This is a genomic window from Micromonospora sp. NPDC048898, from assembly GCF_043198035.1.
Classification (GTDB): domain Bacteria; phylum Actinomycetota; class Actinomycetes; order Mycobacteriales; family Micromonosporaceae; genus Micromonospora.
Window position 1 is genome coordinate 933,002 of record NZ_JBICUF010000001.1, and the last position, 16,620, is coordinate 949,621.

Sequence of the window (16,620 nt, forward strand, 5' to 3'; positions counted from 1 at the left end):
TCAGCCCCCGGGCCGCCCGGCCGCCTCGCCCGACGCGTCCTGCGGCACGGCGGTGTCGGCGGCCGCACCGGTGCCGGCCTCGGCCGCGGCAGCGCTGTAGATGTCCGGCTCCAGGTAGATCACCCGGGCGATCGGCACCGCGGCGCGGATCCGCGCCTCCACGGCGTTGATGCCCCGTGCCAGGTCGTGGGCACTCTCCCACTCCGGAACGGCGATCTTGGCGGCCACCATCAGCTCTTCCGGGCCCAGGTAGAGCGTCTTCATGTGGATGATCCGCTCCACCTCGGGGCCGTCGGTGACGGCCCGCTCGATGGTGGCCAGGTCGGACGCCTCGGCGCCCTCACCGAGCAGCAGGCTCTTCGTCTCGATGGCCAGCACGACGGCGATGACCACGAGCAGCACGCCGATCATCGCCGTTCCGGCGGCGTCCCACCGGCCGTTGCCGGTGATCAGCGTCATGGTGACGCCGAACAGCGCGAACACCAGACCGACGAGCGCGCCGAGGTCCTCCAGCAGCACCACCGGCAGCTCCGGTGCCTTGGCCCGGCGGATGAAGTGCACCCAGGACTGGTTGCCCCGGACGTGGTTGGACTCCTTGATGGCGGTCCGGAAGGAGAACGACTCCATGATGATCGCCGCTACCAGCACGATCACCGGCACCGCGTGCCACTTGGTGATGCCGTGTGGGTGCGCCCACTTGTGGTACGCCTCGTAGAGCGCGAACAGGCCACCGATGCTGAACAGCACGATGGACACGATGAACGCGTAGATGTAGCGCTCCCGGCCGTACCCGAACGGGTGCTCCGGGGTGGCCGCCCGCTTCGCCCGCTTGCCGCCGAGCAGCAGCAGGCCCTGGTTGCCGGAGTCGGCGACGGAGTGGACCGACTCGGCCAGCATCGACGACGAGCCGGTCAGCAGGAACGCTGCGAACTTGGTGACGGCGATGCCGATGTTGGCCAGCAGGGCGGCGACAATCGCCTTCGTCCCACCGTTCGCGCTCATGCCACCGCTCCGCTTCGCGGCACGAAGCCAACCGGTCCGCGCATGACGCGCCGCCCCCTACGTTCGTTCACTGGTTCGACAGCTCCTTCATCTCGGTGATGGCCGGTACGGCCATCGGGTCCAGTCCGTGTGCCAGAGCAAGGTAGATCGAGGCGAAATCCGGGACCGCGATCAGCGAGGCCAACCGCTCCAACGCGGAGCCACCCTCGGCGGTCACCACGTCGCACCGCACACCACGACGCTCGGCGAGGGTCTGCACCGCGTCCGCGCGGCGCTCCTCGACGGCGAGCGGCTCGTCGGTGTCGTCCTCGGCGTTCAGCCCGCCGTCGCGCAGCAGCACCAGCCGCAACCGGGTGCCCTCGCCATCGTCCTCCGCCGGATCGGCGAAGATGTCCCGCTCGCCCTCGGCCAGACCGCCGAAGACGCCGTCGAGCAGCCCGACCCGGCCCCGACCGGCCTCACCGAGCGCTCCGGTGACCACCGGGTAGCGGGCGTTGGCCGACAGGGTGTCACCGAACCGGCGGGCGGCCACGGTGGCCAGTGGGGACGAGCCCCAGACGATCGGGATCGAGCCGGCCAGGCCCAGGGCCAGTGACTTCGCCGGGTTGACGAACGACTCCGCGGCGGAACGGCAGCGGTCCGCGTCCGCGTCGAGCCGGGCCGCGGTCTCCGCCAGGTCCGCCTCGTTGACCTTCACGAGCCCGAGGGAACGGGCCGCGAGCAGGACCGGCACGGTGAGCGCCCAGAGGCTGGCACGGGCCGGGGCACGGCGGGGCACCGGGATGAACGGTGCCCGGGCCTGCTCGGCGATCGACTGCAACTGCGAGTCGGGGGCACCCACGGCGACCAGCCGGGCACCGCGCCGGTGCGCCGCCTCGGCGGCACCCAGCGCCTCCGGGCTACGACCGGACGCGCTCACCGCGATCACCACGTCCGCCGCGCCCACCCAACCGGGCACCCCGGCGCTGCGGTGCCCGATGATCGGGACCGGGCAGCGCGGCCCGGCGACCGTGGCCAGCACATCCCCGGTACGCCCCGCGGTGCCGATGCCGGCGATCACGACGGCTCGGGGCCGCCCGTCGTCGGCGAGCACCGCCAGGTTCGCCTCGGCAGCCAGAGCCGCGCTCTCGCGAACCTGCGCACCGGCCGACGCCGTGTGCCGGAGCATGCCGCCCGGGTCGCGCTCGGCCAGCGCCTCCGGGTTGTCGAGCAGGGCCTCGTCGGCGTCGCGACGACCGCTGACCCCGGCCGTACCGTCGATCATGACGACTGCCCCGGGCCGCCGCGCGCCTCGTCGAGCAGCAGCACCGGCACGTCGTCGCGGACCTCGAAGATCCGGCCACACTCCGTGCAGGTAAGCGTCTGCGCCTCGGCGTCGTAGGTGAGCGGGGCGTGGTGCGTGTCCGGACAGGCGAGAATCTCGAGCAACTGCGGATCCAGGGCCATGGCACGGCTCCTTCCACGTGTGCGGCTTGACCGGCGGCGGTGCCGACCGGGTGTGCGGCTTGACCGGCGGCGGTACCGACCGGCGCAGGCGATCTTATCGGCGAACGCGGCCGAGCACGTCGTCCCGGAGCGAGACCATCCGATCCTGGGTAGGCGCTTCGACGTTGAGCCGCAGCAGCGGCTCCGTGTTGGAGGCGCGCAGGTTGAACCAGGCGCCGTCGGGGAATCGCAGGGTGAGCCCGTCCATCTCGTCGGCCACCGCGTCGGGGTACGCGGCCCGCACCTCGGCCACCGCCGCCGCCTGGTCGGCCACCGTCGAGTTGATCTCGCCGGAGGCGATGTAGCGCTCGTACTCGCCGGCCAGCACGGACAGCGGCAGCGACTGCTCGCCCAGCGCGGCCAGGGTGTGCATCGCCGCGAGCATCCCGGTGTCGGCGAACCAGAAGTCCCGGAAGTAGTAGTGCGCGGAGTGCTCGCCGCCGAAGACGGCATTGGTCCGGGCCATCTCCGCCTTGATGAAGGAGTGCCCGACCCGGGCGACGACCGGCTTCCCACCGTGCTCACGGATGATCTCCGCGACCGCGCTGGAGGTGATCAGGCCGTGGATCACCGTGGAACCGGGGTGCTTGGCCAACTCCCGTGCGGCGACGAGGGCGGTGATCGCCGACGGCGAGACCGGCTCGCCACGCTCGTCCACCACGAAGCACCGGTCGGCATCGCCGTCGAAGGCCAACCCGATGTCGGCTCCGTGCTCCACCACCGCCCGCTGCAGGTCGACCAGGTTCGCCGGGTCCAGTGGGTTGGCCTCGTGATTGGGGAAGGTGCCGTCCAACTCGAAGTAGAGCGGCACGATCTCCAACGGCAGCGGCGACAGGGCGGCGTCGCCCAGCACGGTGGGCACGGTGAAGCCGCCCATCCCGTTGCCGGCGTCGACGACGACCTTCAACGGCCGGATACCCGAGAGGTCGACGAGCTTGCGCAGGTAGCCGGCGTAGTCGGGGAGCAGGTCACGCCGCTCGGCCGGCCGGGCCGGCGCACCGGCCGGGCGGGCGTCGCCCGAGTCCAGCAGAGCCTGGGCCCGCTCCCGGATCTCCGCCAGACCGCTCTCCTGGCCGATCGGCCGGGCACCGGAGCGGCACATCTTGATGCCGTTGTATTGAGCGGGGTTGTGACTGGCGGTGAACATCGCCCCGGGCAGGTCGAGCGAGCCGGAGGCGAAGTAGAGCAGGTCGGTGGAGGCGAGCCCGATCTCGATCACCGAGCGACCCTCGGCCCGCACGCCGGCGGCGAACGCGGCGGCCAGTCCCGGCGAGGTGGCTCGCATGTCGTACCCGACGACGACCGCGTCACCCGGCTCCTCGGTGGAGTTGAGGAGTTGGGTGAACGCGGCGCCCAGCGCCTCGGCGACCCGTTCGTCCCACTGGTCCGGCACCGTCCCTCGGACGTCGTACGCCTTCACAATCTGGGACAGATCAGACACGTGTTCCACTCCTTGGCCGCAGGTAGACACCGAGCCTGAGCGTAACGGAGGGTCCGGGTCGAGCCCCGCTCAGCCGGGGAGCCGGGGCATGATCACGGTGTGACCGCCGTCGTCGGGAGGCGGATTCCCGGGCAACGGCCGGGTTTCGGGTGCTCCCGGCATCGGCTGCGTCGCCTCCGGGGGCGCGCCGGCAGCCCCTGGCCGGGCCCCGTAGACCCCGCCCGCGGCGGGGCGCGGAGACGGCACGGCACCCCAACCGGTGGCGGGCGGCTGCTGGCCGTACACCTGGCCGGGGCGACCGGGCGCGGCCGGCGGCCCACCGGCGGCCCGGTAGGTGGTGCCGCCGGGGTTGCCCGGCAGCGTGCCGGGCGCCTCGTCGGACGGTTTGCGGTCCTGGCGCGAGCGACGGAACAGCAGCACGATGAGCAGCAACCCGATCGCCACCATGACGATGCCGAAGATCATCACCGGCGACATGCCGGACGAGGCCGCAGCGGCCGCCGAGGTGTCCGGCGCAGTGGACGCGCCTCCCAGCGCCGCCGGGGTCGCCGCGTCGTCGACGGTCGCGACGTCGGTCGGGCTCGGGGTGGGCGTCGCCTTCTTCGACGGCGTCGGCGACGGGGTGACCCGCGCGCCGGTCACCCGCGCCGCGTCGCTGCCCCGGCCGATCTCCTGACCGGCCGCGTTGACACCCACGCCGGTCACGGCGAGCTGGCCGCCAGGGGCACCGGCACCGAACGTCACCCGGTACCGCACCGTGATGCCCTTGCCCTTGCACAGGGTCGGCTTCGACGGCGACGTCTGCGCGGTGCCCACGGCACCGCCGCCGCCGGTGACGGCCACCGGGGTCCACCGCCCGCCCGCGTTGACCTCGACCTTCAACTGGTGCGGCTGGAGCTCCTCGAGGTTGAGAAACAGCACGGTACGCAGCAGGACGCAGCCGTCGGTGCGCTTGCGCACCGCCACGTTCACCGCCTGCCCGGAACCGCCAGCGGCGAAGCTGCTGGCCGCACCCACCCGGACCGAGTCCTCGTCGGCCAGCGCCGGCGACGCGCCGAGCATCACCAGGCCGCCCACCAGACCGCAGACCGCCGCGAGCCGTGCCGCGCGTCGACGCACCGTCATGATCACCTCGCCGTTCTCCCCGGGTGGGGTCCGCGGGTCAGGCTACTACCGGCCCACCCACCCCGCGGGTCATAGAGCGGCCCGGATGTGTGCCGCGTTACGGTTTGCGACCCGACCCGCCGACCTGCTCACGGCGCGGTTCTCGATCAGTGCGCGGCGCGGGGTAGCCCACCACGATCCACTCGGTTTCAGGAAAGTCGGGCTATCCCATGCCCCCGGATGCCCCGACTTCACCAAACCCGAGTCGATCATCATGGCGTGTCACGCGGGCGCTCTGCCGGCCGCCACTCCGGCCGGACGCCGGCCGTCAGTCCGGGTGCTCCGCGCGGGAGAGCGCATCGCGGCAGAGGCGGTCGGCGGTGCGGGTGCTCTCCGGCAGCCGGAATCGCGGAGCCAACGCAAGCACCTGCGCGGTCGCGTTCTCCAGACTCATCCGATGCCCCACGCTGACGAAGACCGGCTTCACCCCGTCCTGGGTCCGTAGCACCCGCCCGACGACATCACCGCCGTCGCGCAGCGGCGACCAGGCACCCCGCCCGGTGGCCGGCGGATCCCACGTCCCGACCAGCGCAGTCTTCCCCACCCCGATCGCGGGCAACCCGGTGACCACCCCGAGGTGGCAGGCCAGCCCGAACCGACGCGGATGCGCCAGCCCGTGCCCGTCGCACACCAGCAGGTCCGGGACCGTGGCCAGGCGGTCCAGGGCGGCGAGCAGCGCGGGCAACTCACGGAAGGCGAACAACCCCGGCACATAGCCGAACGCCGGCCGCCCCACACTGACCGCCGAGTCCACCACGGCCAACGTCCGGGCATCCAACACCGTCACGGCCGCCGCCAGAAGGTCACCACCCAGGGAGTACGCGACGTCCAGGCCGGCCACCGTCTCCGGTGCGCTCGGCCCCGGCCCGACCAGGTCGACCAACGGCCGCAACTCCTCCTGTACGGCCACCGCCTCCGCCACACTGCCCGGCCCCGAGACCACCTCCGCCACGCCACCCGCCCCCGCCACCTCGCCCGGCCCCGGGGCCGCCGCCCGCCATGATCCACTCGGTTTCATGAAAGTCGGGCTATCCCCGGCCCCCGGATGCCCCGACTTCACCAAACCCGAGTCGATCACCCTCGGCCGCGGCCATCAGCGCCGTCCCCGCTGGCACTGCCGTCCGGTGCACCCTGGGCAGGGTCGTCGGCGGTTCGCCCTCGGGTCGCGCCGAAGACGATCGCGGAGACGATGCCGAGAGCCACACCGAAGGCGACGCCGCCCGTCGAGCCGAACGAGGGGATGCCGATCGCCAGGCCAATCAGCATGCCAACCAGCCATGCCCAGACATTGAACTTGCCGCTTCGCGTGTCGAAACTCGCCATCCGTCGATGCTATTCGGCCCGGCCGGCTCCCCAGCTTCGCGCCACAGCGACGACCCACCGTCAGGCCGAAACCCACCGCCAGGCGGCGACCCACCGCCAGGCGGCGACCCACCGCCAGGCGGCGACCCACCGCCAGGCGGCGAACCACCGTCAGGGCAGGCCCAACCTGCCGAATTTCACGAGGTGACTGCTCCCGTGATGCCTCGGGGGCGTGCGACAGTGTCCGCCAGACCTCTGGATGCGCAGCCGTTATCAGCGATCACTGTTGCTGCCCATCCCTGAACATCGCACGAAATGAACTCTCGTCAGGCAACTTCCCGTCCCCGGTGACCGCCTCGGCCACTAACTCAACCGCGGCGCGGCTGACGTTCTTGTAGCGGTCCGCATTACGGTAGTCATCGAGAAAGCGCACAACGAGTTCTGGGTCATAGGCCCAGGCTCGAGCGCGATGATCCCAAAGAACAGCGTGACCGGGTCCCGCATCCATGACGAAGATGCCAACCGGCCTTTCCTCCTCATCAGTCCGGTAGATTACGTAGTAACTCAACAATCTCCCGCTCCAACTCTTCTGCAACATCCGGCGCTACTGGGAAGTCCCGAGACCCTAACCCAAGGTCATGCACAACCTGCGGGAGGCTCGTCCCGCGTTGAGTCAACCACGCATGATACTTGCGCCAAACGTCAATGTTCTGACTAATCCATTTGGCAAAGGTGGCGTCCTTGGCAGGGAAACGAATATCCAGCCCGCCTGGCAGGGCATCCGGCAGGCCACGTTCGCGGTTCGCGGCAAGCATCCGCAGTAACGCCTCGAATCGTCGTTCGGCGCGGTTCGACGGCCGCCGCACGACCTCATACTCTTCGTGAGTAGCCAGCCAGGCCTCCCGCGATACCGGGGTGTGCAGCTGCAGCTCGACCAGCATCCCGTCGGGCAAACGAAGGGTGCAGTTCAAGCCGTAGAACCGATTGCCCTCCCGCCAAAAGTTCTTGCAAGCTGAGGTCGGCACTGAGAACCCCACTCCAACCAGGCCCGCCAGAACCAGATCCACGGCTTGGGTGTAGTGCTCAGCGGACGGGATCTCTAAGCAGAATCTCAAAACGTCATTGACGCTCAGTACGAATTCAGTTACGTCGATCTGGGCGACGCGCCCCTCGTCAAGGTACTTCCGTGCCAACGATTCGAGACCCTTTACCCGAAAATCGCGGTCTCGCAATCGAATCGGATTACTCAGGCCAAGCGTGTTGGTCACGCGTTGCCCGATTCGAGTCAAAGCATCCTCGACCCGGTCAGCGGAACCCAGGGCGCGTTCGCGAAGGTCTGTCAGCGCCGCCAACTCCGAGGTCGTGAGCTGGGCGAGATTGGAAGTTGGCTGACTGGAACTGCCAGAATTCGCCGTGCTGTCGCCCGCGCTCGCCGAGCCCGGGCCGTCCAACAGCAGGTACATCCGGTTGATGTACGGGTCACCGTGGCCGCCGTCGTCGTCCGCCGAAGGGTGGTCCGGCAGGTCGGGCCGTTCGCTGAACCGGCCGCGGGGCAGCCCGCCGAGCGGCATCGGTCGGCCGTCTCCGCTCAGCACCAGCGCGTCGATGCCGACCACGTCGGGGTACAGCGGCCGGTCCCGGACCACGCCGTTCTGCGGGTCCACGTAGAGCACCGTGCCGTTCTGGTTGAGCGCCACCCACGCGTGCGAACCGCCGTGTGGCCACTCGGTGACGAGGAACGCGTAACTGCCGTGGCCGCCCAGCAGTAGTTGGTCGTGCAGGTTGCGGTAGCCCCGGTCGGCGGCCTGCCGCGCCTGCTCGGCGTACGGGCGTTGACCGGACGGCGGGGCGAGGAGCTGCTGGAAGCGTCCTCCGGTCACGTCCTCCACCCGGCCCGGGCCACCGGCCTCGCCCCGGATCGGGCGGCGGATGTCCCCGTCCAGGTAGCCGTCGAAGGTACGCGGCGCCGACACCCGTGGCCGCCCGTGCACCCAGGTTTCGAACATCGACAGCGTGCAGTCCAGGCAGTTGATGCCTCGGGTGGCGTCGGCCGCTGGACCTCCGTCGTTCAGCAGCCGGAACCAGCCGCCCTGGCGGGGATCGGCGGTGCGGGTGACGGCGCCGTCCGGCTCGCGGGGCATCTGCCGTTCGACGTCGACCTGGTGCAGGGCGAGCGGTGGCCGCAGTCCTCCTGGCCGCCCGTACGGCCGGGAGTCGTCGATCGGTGGGGGTACGTCGTCGCCGGTGAGCCGGGACGGACCGGAGGTCTCCACCGCGCCGAGCGCCAGCGCGCCGACGTCCCGGTTGGCGTACTCGAAGGTGGTGTCGCCGATGTCCACGACCGCCGGCGCCGTGGTGCCGGCCAGCACGGCGTCGGCCAGGTCACGCCACTGGGCGTACGCGCGTGTCTCGTCGTTCGCGGCCCGCTGCCAGCCGTCGGCCCACTGCCGGCGCCCGGCCTGGTGCAGTTGTCGGGCGTAGGTGGCGTACTCGGTGGCCCGCCGATCGTGCTCGGCGGCCCTGGCGCGTAGTCGGGTTGCCTCGGCCTGCCGGCGGTTGCGCTCGAACCCGGTCCGTTGCGATTCGTAGTGCCCCTGGTAGCGCCGCCGCTCGGCGGCTTCGGCCTCGGCGGCCCACTGGGCGGCATACCAGTCGATGGTGTCGGTCGTGGTTGCCACCGGATCGCCGAACGCCACGACGTCGACGGGGATCGACGCCCTGCCCCGGGCCGGATGGTCGGGTGGGCGCACCTGCCGCATCGGGGCGTACGGTCGCCCCACCTCCGGGGTGGTGGAGGTGACCGGCGCTGACGGGCCGGGGCTGGTCGCCGCCGTTGCCGTGCCTGTCGACGGAGACCAGGCGACCGGACCGGAGGTGGCGACGTGCGGCGAGTCGCCGGGGTGACCCGGCGCTACACCGGTGGCCGGCCCGAAGGCCCCGGCCGCAGGTGCGGCCACGGACGAAAGCCTCGGTTCGGCGACCGCTGGTGGCAGTGTCGGATCGGCCGCGACCAGGGGTGTGGCACTGGCCTCCCTCAGGAGAGGTCCGTCCGCCGACGGTATCGGCTGCGACGAACGCTCGGCATCCACGCTGGACACCGCCCCGATCGGCGGTGGTGGCGACACGTGCCCGTCGGAGGCGGTGGAGGACGGCAGTGCCGTCACCTGAGCCGCGGAGACGCCCGGCAGGTCGGCACGTTGCGGCACCACGTGGTCCGGCGGCGACGTCGCGGCGAAAGGTGTCGCCTGCACCGGAACACCCGCAGCCGGGCCCCCGCCACTCGAACCCGCCGCACTCGCGGCCGGCACTGTCGAACCTGCTCCAACCACACCCCCTGCCGCATGGGCCGTACCCGCCGAAGCCTCGAACGACGGCGACACCCCCGAGGCGGACGGCAACACCCCCGAGGTCGACGAGGATGCCCCCGCCGCCGACGGATCGCCGGCGACCGACGGAGGAGGCAGCGGACCGGCCGCCAGGGGTAGACAACCGGCGAGGGCGTTGGCCTGCGCGTCGAGCCGGGCACGTAACGCATGGTCGGTCTGGCCGGTCGCCGAACCGGTGGCCCCGGAGGCGGCCGCGCGTGCCACATCCTCCACCGAGGTCAGGCCCTGACCGGTGGCCAGGCTGGCCGCGCTGTCGGCGAGCACCTCGCCGGCCATCTCCCGTCCCAGGTGCTCCCCGACTCGCGCCACCCGCCCGGTCGCGTGCCGGCCCAGGCCGGCCAGCGGTGCCACAGCCCCGCCGGCCAGGCCGCCGACCGCCGACGCGCCGAGATCGGTCAGGTCCAGGCCGTGTGCCCGCCCGGTGGAGTTTTGGTACGCCTGGGTGGCCAGGGTGACCCCGGCCTCCTCGGCGGCCTCCTCCAGCCCTTCCCGGGCGGCCCGCTCGGTGAACCCGCGCACGCCGCCGCGCGCGACATCCTTGGCCGCCCGCTCGCCGGCCTCCTTGAGGCCGTGTTTGAGGGACTTGCTGGCGAGTTGGCCCATCAGCCGTTTGAAGATCTGCTGGACCAGCAGCCGGGTCGCGGTGATCGCCGCGCCGGCGGCCGGGGTTGCCGCACCGGCGGTGAGCACGGCCGCCACCGCCACCGAGAGCAGCTCGACGACCAGGATGCCCAGCTCGATCCAGACTTCGAGTTTGGCGCCCTCGATGTCGCAGCCGCACTCCTCGACCAGTCGGCCCAGGTCGGCGCTGACCGCGAGCAGCACGGGCAGCGGGGCGTCGACACCCTCGGCGAGGCCCCGCCAGGCCGCCTCGAATGCCTCGTCGACCGCGCCGACACCGCCGTACCCGCTGTGCACCTCGGTGGCGGCCGCGGCGGCATCGGTGTACGGGCCGGACAGCGCGCCGGCAACCGCGTACCACTGGTCAGCGACGTCCCAGACGGCCCGCTCGTTGCCCTCCGGCCACTGCACACCGATCACCCAGTCGAGGGCCTCGTAGATCCAGCCCGGCACGTCCCAGGGTGCGTGGTCCAGTGGATGCGGAATCGGGCTCGGCAGCACGCTCATCGCAGTCGACGGCCGTCAGCGCCTGTCGGCGGCCCGACCGAACCGGGCCGCGCTCGCCCCGTCGGTCTGCACGCTCGCGTCGACGGCGCGGACCACGTCACCGCCCAGCTCGGTGAGTCGGTGCCCGACACCCGCCCAGGCCCGCAGCACGGTCTGCTCGAACCCGCGGTAGTTGCGCTCGAACGCGGCGCCGATGTCGTCGCGACCCCACGGCCGGGCACCGCTGGCGGCCTCGATCGCACCGCCTTCCGTGGCCCGGCGGGCCGTCACCGCCTCACCAGCGAGCGCCAGGTCGGCACCACCGCGGCGGGCCCGGGACGGATCGAGCCAGAGCTGCCCGTCGGTCATGACTGCCCCGCGCCCCTGCCGAACACGGCATCGGCCCGGCCGAGCAGCGCGGCGTAGTCTCCGGTGCGCAGGAAGTCCGCCGACCCGGAGCCGGCCGGCATGGTTTCGGCGACGAGGTCGCGGGTGGCGTCGGCGGCGGCGGTCGCGGCGGCGCGGACCGTTTCGGTGATCTTTCGGCCGAGCGCCCCGGCGTCCCGCTCGCGGTAGACGGCCGGCGTCAACTCGACGTCGATGAGCTGGCCCTGGGCGCCCACGGTGGCCGTCACCTGGCCGTCGGCCGAGCGTCGGGTCACCCGCAGCTCGGCGAGCCGCGTCTGCAAGCTGTCCAATCCGGACCTGAGCTGCTGGTACTGCCCGTACACGTCGTCGAATCGGGCCCGTAGCTCGCGATTGGCGCCCCGGTCCACGTGATCGCTCACCGCTGCTCCTCCCGTCACCGTCGGTAGAGCGAAACAATACCGGCCGCCATCGATCCGCGTGGTCCGGTAGTTTCGTTGTGTGATCGACCGACGACAGGCAGAGCAGCTCGCGGCCACCTGGGCCCGCCGCGACTCGCAGCGCCTCGGCCACGAGTGCACGCCGATGGTCGACGAGTTCGACCTGGGCTACGTCATCACGTCGGTGGTGCCCACCGAGGCGCGCACGGTCCCCGGCGACCTGCCGACGACTGTCATCGACAAGCAGACCGGCAAGGTCACCACCTGGCCGCGGGTGCCGAGCGACGTGGTGGCGGACCTCTACCGACGCAGTCGACCCGCCGGGCCGACCGCTCCGCGCACCGTCGACCCGTCGAGTCTGCTGGTCCGGGAGATCAATCGGGCCACCACACCGAACACCGCCGCGCACCTGACCCTCGAAGGTCGAATCTGGACGGCCCAGGGCACGAAGGCGGACGTGCCGCTCAACCATCATCCGCTGGTCCGCGGCTACCTCGACCAGTTGCCTCCGGGTGACCTGGTCCGTGGGGGCGCTGCCCACGCCGAGCTGATCGTGGTCTCCGACGTGCTGCACGAGTACGACCACCGCCGGGCTGCCGAGGGCATCGCGCCGATGGGTCGGGCGGAGGCGGCGGCGCTCCTGGAGGGGGCCCGGTTCGAGATCTTCCGCATCCGTGAGCCGGGTGATCCCGCGGGCGGCCCCGCTGACCTGCCCTGTGACTCGTGCATCACCTTCCTGGTGCGCGCCAACGTCCTACCGGAGTCCGCCCGGGCGTACACCGAGACCTGGCGTGCACCGGCCGAGCCGGACCCGGATCCGGGCCGTTTTCCGGCGGAGGTCGCCAACGCGCTGGTCGCGGCCGGCTGGCGACCGCACATCGGCGATCAGATCATGGCCGCCGCGGCCGTACGCGACGTCACCGCGGTGCGGGGGGCGACCCACCAGCACACGGTCTTCCCCGCCGCCGTCGAGGCGCTCACCGCGTTTCCCAGCCTGGTCGGTGCCCGACGCGGCCGGGGCGAGCAGGTGTGGATCTCCCGTTTCGACATCCGCCCGCACCTGATCGCGCACACCGCCGACACACTCGCGGACTTCGGGGCGGTGCTCGGCGTCCGGCTCTTCCCGATCGGCACCGAACAACAGGACAGCATCCTGGCGGTGGACGAGCGCGGCCGGGTCTTCGCCCTCGACCAGGCCGGCGAGTGGTTCCTCGGCGACACCATCGACGCGGCGCTGACCACGCTGCTGCTCGGCCGCGCCCCCGCCCGGGTCCGCGAGGACGGCACCTGGCAGTCCGCCTGAGGCGGGAGCGTCAGCGCAGCACCTCGACCGTGTTGCGGCGGATGAGGTTCTTGCCGGGCTCACGGATCTGGTCCATCGCCGCCGAGTTGAGCAGCACGCAACTGCCCGACGGGCCGGTCACCGTCACCGTGGTCGCCCGGTTGTTGTCCAGGTTCGTCACCCGCAGCCGCGTACCCACCGGGAACTGGCCGCTGGTCGCCGCCGGAGCGCCACCCTCGGCGAAGAAGGTGATCGAGCCGGAGCAGGCCGAGCGGGGGGCCGGGCCCGACGCCCCGGGGGACGCCGCGCCGGGGCGGACCGTGCCGGCGGTCTGCTGCCCGGCCGGCGGCGCGCCCCCGTCCACCCGTTCCACCACGTTGCGGCGGATCACGTTCTTGCCCGGCTCCCGCACCAACTCCATGGCCGCCGCGTTGAGCAGCACACAACTGCCCGACGGGCCGGTCACCGTCACCGTGGCCGCCCGGTTGTTGTCCAGATTCGTCACCCGCAGCCGCGTACCCACCGGGAAGCGGTCGCTGGTCGCCGCCGGCGCACCACCCTCCGCCGAGAAGGTGACCGAGCCGGAGCAGACCGACGACCGGGCCGGGGCGGTGTCGGCGAAACCGAAGTTGGTCCCCACCGCCACACCCACCGCGGCGAGCACCGCCACGCTCGCCGCCAGCACGTGCCTGCGCTGCACCCTCATCGCCGTCACTCCCGTCCTCGGTGGTGTCCTGCACACCCTGGTACGGACGGGAACCGCCTACCGTTCAGCCGGTACGGGCACCGATCGTGCGGCGGCCAGGTCCACCGGCCCGTACCGGGTGTGCGGCGCCCCGGTCATCAGCGCCCAGTAGCGGTCGCCGTACGACCAGTGCCACCACTCGGTCGGATAGTTCACCATCCCGGCGCCGCCGAGAGCGTCCACCATGATCTGGCGGTGCCGTCGGGCGGTGGCGCCGATCGTGGGTGCGTCGGTGAAACAGGCGTCGGCGCTGTCCTCCGGGGTCGCGTCGATGGCCGTGCCCAGGTCCAACTCCACACCGTCGTCGGTGCACAGCGTCAGGTCGACCGCGCCGCCGGTGCTGTGCGGGGCCACCTCGACCGGTGAGACGAACTTGGTGGTCTCCCGGTGCAGCCGCTGCGGGGACCAGTCCGGGTGCCGTCGGCGCAGCTCGTCCCGGTAGCCGGTGAAGATGGCCAACTGGGCCTGGTACGGCCGGTAGCCCTCCACCACCAGCAGGCGCATCCCGGTCGGCAGGGCACGCTGCGCGGCCAGCAGGCGGTCCACGACCGCCGCGCGCAGCCGGGCGTACGCCCCGGCGGGGTCGGCCGCGCGGCAGTCGAGCCGCAGCTCCGGCAGCTCACGCAGGTCCAGCAGCGGGTCGCCGTCGTCGGCGCTGGGCACCGCCGACACGCGGGGATCGGAGAGCAGGATCATCGGACGGCCGCCGCGGTGATCGGGGTGCGTTCCGCATGCCGGGTACGGGCCAACTCGACGAGACGATCCACCACCTCGCGGTAGCCGACACCGACGGCCGCCCACACCTTCGGATACATCGAGTGCGCGGTGAAGCCGGGCATGGTGTTCAGCTCGTTGACGTACAGCTCACCTGTCGTCTCGTCGTAGAAGAAGTCGACCCGGGCCAGGCCCCAACCGCCGATCGCGGCGAACGCGCGCAGCGACAGCTCGCGGACCCGCGCGGTGACCTCGTCCGGCAACACGGCGGGGACGATCATCGGATCGGCGACGCCGAAGTACTTCTGCTGGTAGTCGAACCAACCGCCGTCGACCCGCACCTCGCCCACCGCCGACGCCTCCGGGCGCCAGCCACCGAGCACCGCGCACTCCAGCTCGCGGCCGGTGACCCCCTGCTCGACCATGACGAGCTGATCGTGGCGAAGCGCCTCCTCCACGGCGGCGGCCAGGTCGTCGCCCTCGCCGACCCGGGAGATGCCGATCGAGGAACCCATGCTGGCCGGCTTCACGAACAGCGGCCGGCGCAGGCCGAGAACCAGCTTCTCCGGGTCGTCGGCCGTCCGGTAGGTGTGCGCGTCGAACGCCACGTACGGGGTGACGGGAATGCCCTCGGCACGCAGCGCCCGCTTCATCGCCACCTTGTTCATGCCCACCGCGGAGGCGAGGATGCCGCACCCGACGTACGGCACGTTCAGCGACTCCAACAGCCCCTGCACCACGCCGTCCTCACCGAACGGGCCGTGCAGCACCGGGAAGACCACGTCCAGCTCGGCGTGCACCGCGCCGGGCGCGTTACCCGCGTACACCTGCACGACGCCGGGACGCGGACCCGCCCGCAGCTCGACGGCCGGGCCGGTCACCAGCAGGCGGTCGTCGATGGCCCGCTCGGCGGCCGGCCGGTCGCGCAACTCGGCCAGCAGCGCGTCGGGCATCAGCCGCAGTCCGCCACTGCGGGTGACGCCGATGGCGACCGTGCGGTAACCGCCGCCGCCGAGCGCCCGAGCCACCCCGAGCGCGGACGCACAGGACACCTCGTGCTCCGCCGACGGACCACCGAACAGGATTCCGATCCGCGTCGGCGCGCTCACGCCGCCACCTGATCCACAGCCGCCACCTCGGCGGCCGGTTGCGTCAGCAGCCGGGCCACCAGCGCCGCCTCCACGTTCCCGCCGGTCAACACCACCCCGACCGTCCGCTGCCGGCCGGCTTCGCGGGCGAGCCGGAGCGCACCGGCCAGGCCGGCCGCACCGGACGGCTCGGCGAGCACCTTCAGCTCCGTCAGGATCAGCCGGAACGCCGCGGAGATCTCGTCGTCGTCGACCCGGACGACCCCACACAGCGCGTTGCGCACGATCGCGAACGGCAGCTCACCCACGCAGGACGGCCGCAGCCCGTCCGCGATCGTCGGCACCGGCGCGACCGGGACACGCTCACCGGCCGCCAGGCTGCGGGCGAGCGAGTCACAACCAACCGGTTCCACGCCGTACACCTCGATGTTCGTGCCGGCGGCGGCCAGGCAGCCGCCCGCGACCCCACCACCCCCACCCACCGGTACGACGAGCACGTCCAACGGTGTGCCCGCGCGCTCGGCCTCCTCGATCAGTTCGAGGCTGGCGGTGCCCTGCCCGGCGATGACGTCCGGGTGGTCGTACGCGTCGACCACGGGGTGACCGCTCTCGTCGCTGAGCCCGCTGGCCACCACCACCCGCTCCTGCACGCTGGTGCCGGCGAACACCACCCGCGCCCCCGCCGCGCGGGCCCGGTCGACCTTCGTCGGCGCCGCGTCGACCGGCAACACCACAGTCGCCGCGATCCCGTGCCGCCGGGCCGCCAACGCCACCGCCACCGCGTGGTTGCCGGTGCTCTGCGCGATCACCCCGGTGTGACCGGCCGCCGCGAGCCGACCGACCGCCCGCAGCGCGCCACGCATCTTGTACGAGCCGCCGTCCTGCAGGTTCTCCGCCTTGAGCAGGACTCGCGCCCCGGCCAGTTCGTCGATCACCGGGGACCGCAGCACGGGTGTCCGGACCACGCGGCCGGCGAGCCAGCGGGCGGCCTCCCGCACATCGACCCGGGTCTGGGTAACGGTGTGTGACATCGGTTTCTCCTTTCGGGCACACCACGGGCCGGGTCCAGCGGTACGCGGACCCGGTAGACGACGGTGC

Annotated in this window: 16 protein-coding genes; 1 reads left to right on the forward strand and 15 read right to left on the reverse strand. The window is 72.1% G+C overall.

Annotated elements, in window-relative coordinates; all coding sequences use genetic code 11:
* The 11 genes from ACGFIQ_RS04360 to ACGFIQ_RS04410 all read right to left on the reverse strand — a co-directional run bounded on the left by ACGFIQ_RS04360 (position 1) and on the right by ACGFIQ_RS04410 (position 11,675).
* Positions 1–1,002, reverse strand: coding sequence for a cation diffusion facilitator family transporter (locus ACGFIQ_RS04360; protein WP_393238974.1), 1,002 nt, complete (start codon positions 1,000–1,002; stop codon positions 1–3).
* Between the two features lie 67 nt (positions 1,003–1,069).
* Positions 1,070–2,266 (reverse strand): SIS domain-containing protein, encoded by a 1,197-nt coding sequence (locus tag ACGFIQ_RS04365; protein WP_393238977.1) that lies wholly within the window; start codon positions 2,264–2,266, stop codon positions 1,070–1,072.
* Positions 2,263–2,448, reverse strand: a complete 186-nt coding sequence (locus tag ACGFIQ_RS04370) for a Trm112 family protein (RefSeq protein ID WP_091394023.1) — start codon at positions 2,446–2,448, stop codon at positions 2,263–2,265. Before ACGFIQ_RS04370 ends, ACGFIQ_RS04365 begins: the two co-directional genes overlap by 4 nt.
* Positions 2,449–2,542: 94 nt before the next feature.
* On the reverse strand, positions 2,543–3,928 hold the full coding sequence (locus ACGFIQ_RS04375; RefSeq protein WP_393238980.1) for a phosphomannomutase/phosphoglucomutase: 1,386 nt from the start codon (positions 3,926–3,928) through the stop codon (positions 2,543–2,545).
* Between the two features lie 69 nt (positions 3,929–3,997).
* Entirely contained in the window at positions 3,998–5,053 is a 1,056-nt protein-coding gene (locus tag ACGFIQ_RS04380; RefSeq protein ID WP_393238983.1) for a hypothetical protein, read from the reverse strand.
* Positions 5,054–5,360: 307 nt separating this feature from the next.
* Complete coding sequence (locus ACGFIQ_RS04385) at positions 5,361–6,110, reverse strand: endonuclease V (RefSeq protein ID WP_393238986.1); 750 nt, start codon at positions 6,108–6,110, stop codon at positions 5,361–5,363.
* A 56-nt stretch (positions 6,111–6,166) separates the two neighbouring features.
* Positions 6,167–6,415, reverse strand: a complete 249-nt coding sequence (locus ACGFIQ_RS04390) for a hypothetical protein (RefSeq protein ID WP_393238989.1) — start codon at positions 6,413–6,415, stop codon at positions 6,167–6,169.
* 259 nt (positions 6,416–6,674) lie between these two features.
* A complete protein-coding gene (locus ACGFIQ_RS04395; RefSeq protein ID WP_393238992.1) occupies positions 6,675–6,962 on the reverse strand; it encodes a hypothetical protein in 288 nt (95 codons plus the stop codon).
* Positions 6,934–10,908: a toxin glutamine deamidase domain-containing protein gene (locus ACGFIQ_RS04400; protein ID WP_393238995.1), complete on the reverse strand. Its 3,975-nt coding sequence runs from the start codon at positions 10,906–10,908 to the stop codon at positions 6,934–6,936. Before ACGFIQ_RS04400 ends, ACGFIQ_RS04395 begins: the two co-directional genes overlap by 29 nt.
* 15 nt (positions 10,909–10,923) lie before the next feature.
* Positions 10,924–11,256: a hypothetical protein gene (locus ACGFIQ_RS04405; protein WP_393238998.1), complete on the reverse strand. Its 333-nt coding sequence runs from the start codon at positions 11,254–11,256 to the stop codon at positions 10,924–10,926.
* Positions 11,253–11,675, reverse strand: coding sequence for a YbaB/EbfC family nucleoid-associated protein (locus ACGFIQ_RS04410; RefSeq protein WP_393239001.1), 423 nt, complete (start codon positions 11,673–11,675; stop codon positions 11,253–11,255). The genes ACGFIQ_RS04405 and ACGFIQ_RS04410 overlap by 4 nt, the downstream gene beginning before the upstream one ends.
* A gap of 79 nt (positions 11,676–11,754) precedes the next feature.
* Here ACGFIQ_RS04410 and ACGFIQ_RS04415 point away from each other — a divergent pair, with 79 nt between their 5' ends.
* On the forward strand, positions 11,755–12,996 hold the full coding sequence (locus ACGFIQ_RS04415; RefSeq protein WP_393239004.1) for an SUKH-3 domain-containing protein: 1,242 nt from the start codon (positions 11,755–11,757) through the stop codon (positions 12,994–12,996).
* 10 nt (positions 12,997–13,006) lie between these two features.
* Here the strand turns inward: ACGFIQ_RS04415 and ACGFIQ_RS04420 are convergent, their stop codons facing one another.
* The 4 genes from ACGFIQ_RS04420 to ACGFIQ_RS04435 are packed head-to-tail and all read right to left on the reverse strand — an operon-like array spanning position 13,007 to position 16,553.
* Complete coding sequence (locus tag ACGFIQ_RS04420; protein ID WP_393239007.1) at positions 13,007–13,681, reverse strand: hypothetical protein; 675 nt, start codon at positions 13,679–13,681, stop codon at positions 13,007–13,009.
* Positions 13,682–13,738: 57 nt separating this feature from the next.
* The gene (locus tag ACGFIQ_RS04425) at positions 13,739–14,392 is read right to left on the reverse strand and encodes a M15 family metallopeptidase (protein ID WP_393239009.1); all 654 of its coding nucleotides are present in this window, start codon (positions 14,390–14,392) and stop codon (positions 13,739–13,741) included.
* Between the two features lie 20 nt (positions 14,393–14,412).
* Entirely contained in the window at positions 14,413–15,543 is a 1,131-nt protein-coding gene (locus ACGFIQ_RS04430) for a D-alanine--D-alanine ligase family protein (protein ID WP_393239012.1), read from the reverse strand.
* Entirely contained in the window at positions 15,540–16,553 is a 1,014-nt protein-coding gene (locus ACGFIQ_RS04435; protein ID WP_393239015.1) for a threonine/serine dehydratase, read from the reverse strand. Before ACGFIQ_RS04435 ends, ACGFIQ_RS04430 begins: the two co-directional genes overlap by 4 nt.
* Positions 16,554–16,620: the final 67 nt, after the last annotated feature.

What these genes read in the sequence shown, in the direction of transcription:
- ACGFIQ_RS04360 (WP_393238974.1), bottom strand. Translation starts at nt 1,002, where the DNA reads ATGAGCGCGAACGGTGGGACGAAGGCGATTGTCGCCGCCCTGCTGGCC.
- ACGFIQ_RS04365 (WP_393238977.1), bottom strand. Translation starts at nt 2,266, where the DNA reads ATGATCGACGGTACGGCCGGGGTCAGCGGTCGTCGCGACGCCGACGAG.
- ACGFIQ_RS04370 (WP_091394023.1), bottom strand. Translation starts at nt 2,448, where the DNA reads ATGGCCCTGGATCCGCAGTTGCTCGAGATTCTCGCCTGTCCGGACACG.
- ACGFIQ_RS04380 (WP_393238983.1), bottom strand. Translation starts at nt 5,053, where the DNA reads ATGACGGTGCGTCGACGCGCGGCACGGCTCGCGGCGGTCTGCGGTCTG.
- ACGFIQ_RS04385 (WP_393238986.1), bottom strand. Translation starts at nt 6,110, where the DNA reads ATGAAACCGAGTGGATCATGGCGGGCGGCGGCCCCGGGGCCGGGCGAG.
- ACGFIQ_RS04390 (WP_393238989.1), bottom strand. Translation starts at nt 6,415, where the DNA reads ATGGCGAGTTTCGACACGCGAAGCGGCAAGTTCAATGTCTGGGCATGG.
- ACGFIQ_RS04400 (WP_393238995.1), bottom strand. Translation starts at nt 10,908, where the DNA reads ATGAGCGTGCTGCCGAGCCCGATTCCGCATCCACTGGACCACGCACCC.
- ACGFIQ_RS04405 (WP_393238998.1), bottom strand. Translation starts at nt 11,256, where the DNA reads ATGACCGACGGGCAGCTCTGGCTCGATCCGTCCCGGGCCCGCCGCGGT.
- ACGFIQ_RS04420 (WP_393239007.1), bottom strand. Translation starts at nt 13,681, where the DNA reads ATGAGGGTGCAGCGCAGGCACGTGCTGGCGGCGAGCGTGGCGGTGCTC.
- ACGFIQ_RS04435 (WP_393239015.1), bottom strand. Translation starts at nt 16,553, where the DNA reads ATGTCACACACCGTTACCCAGACCCGGGTCGATGTGCGGGAGGCCGCC.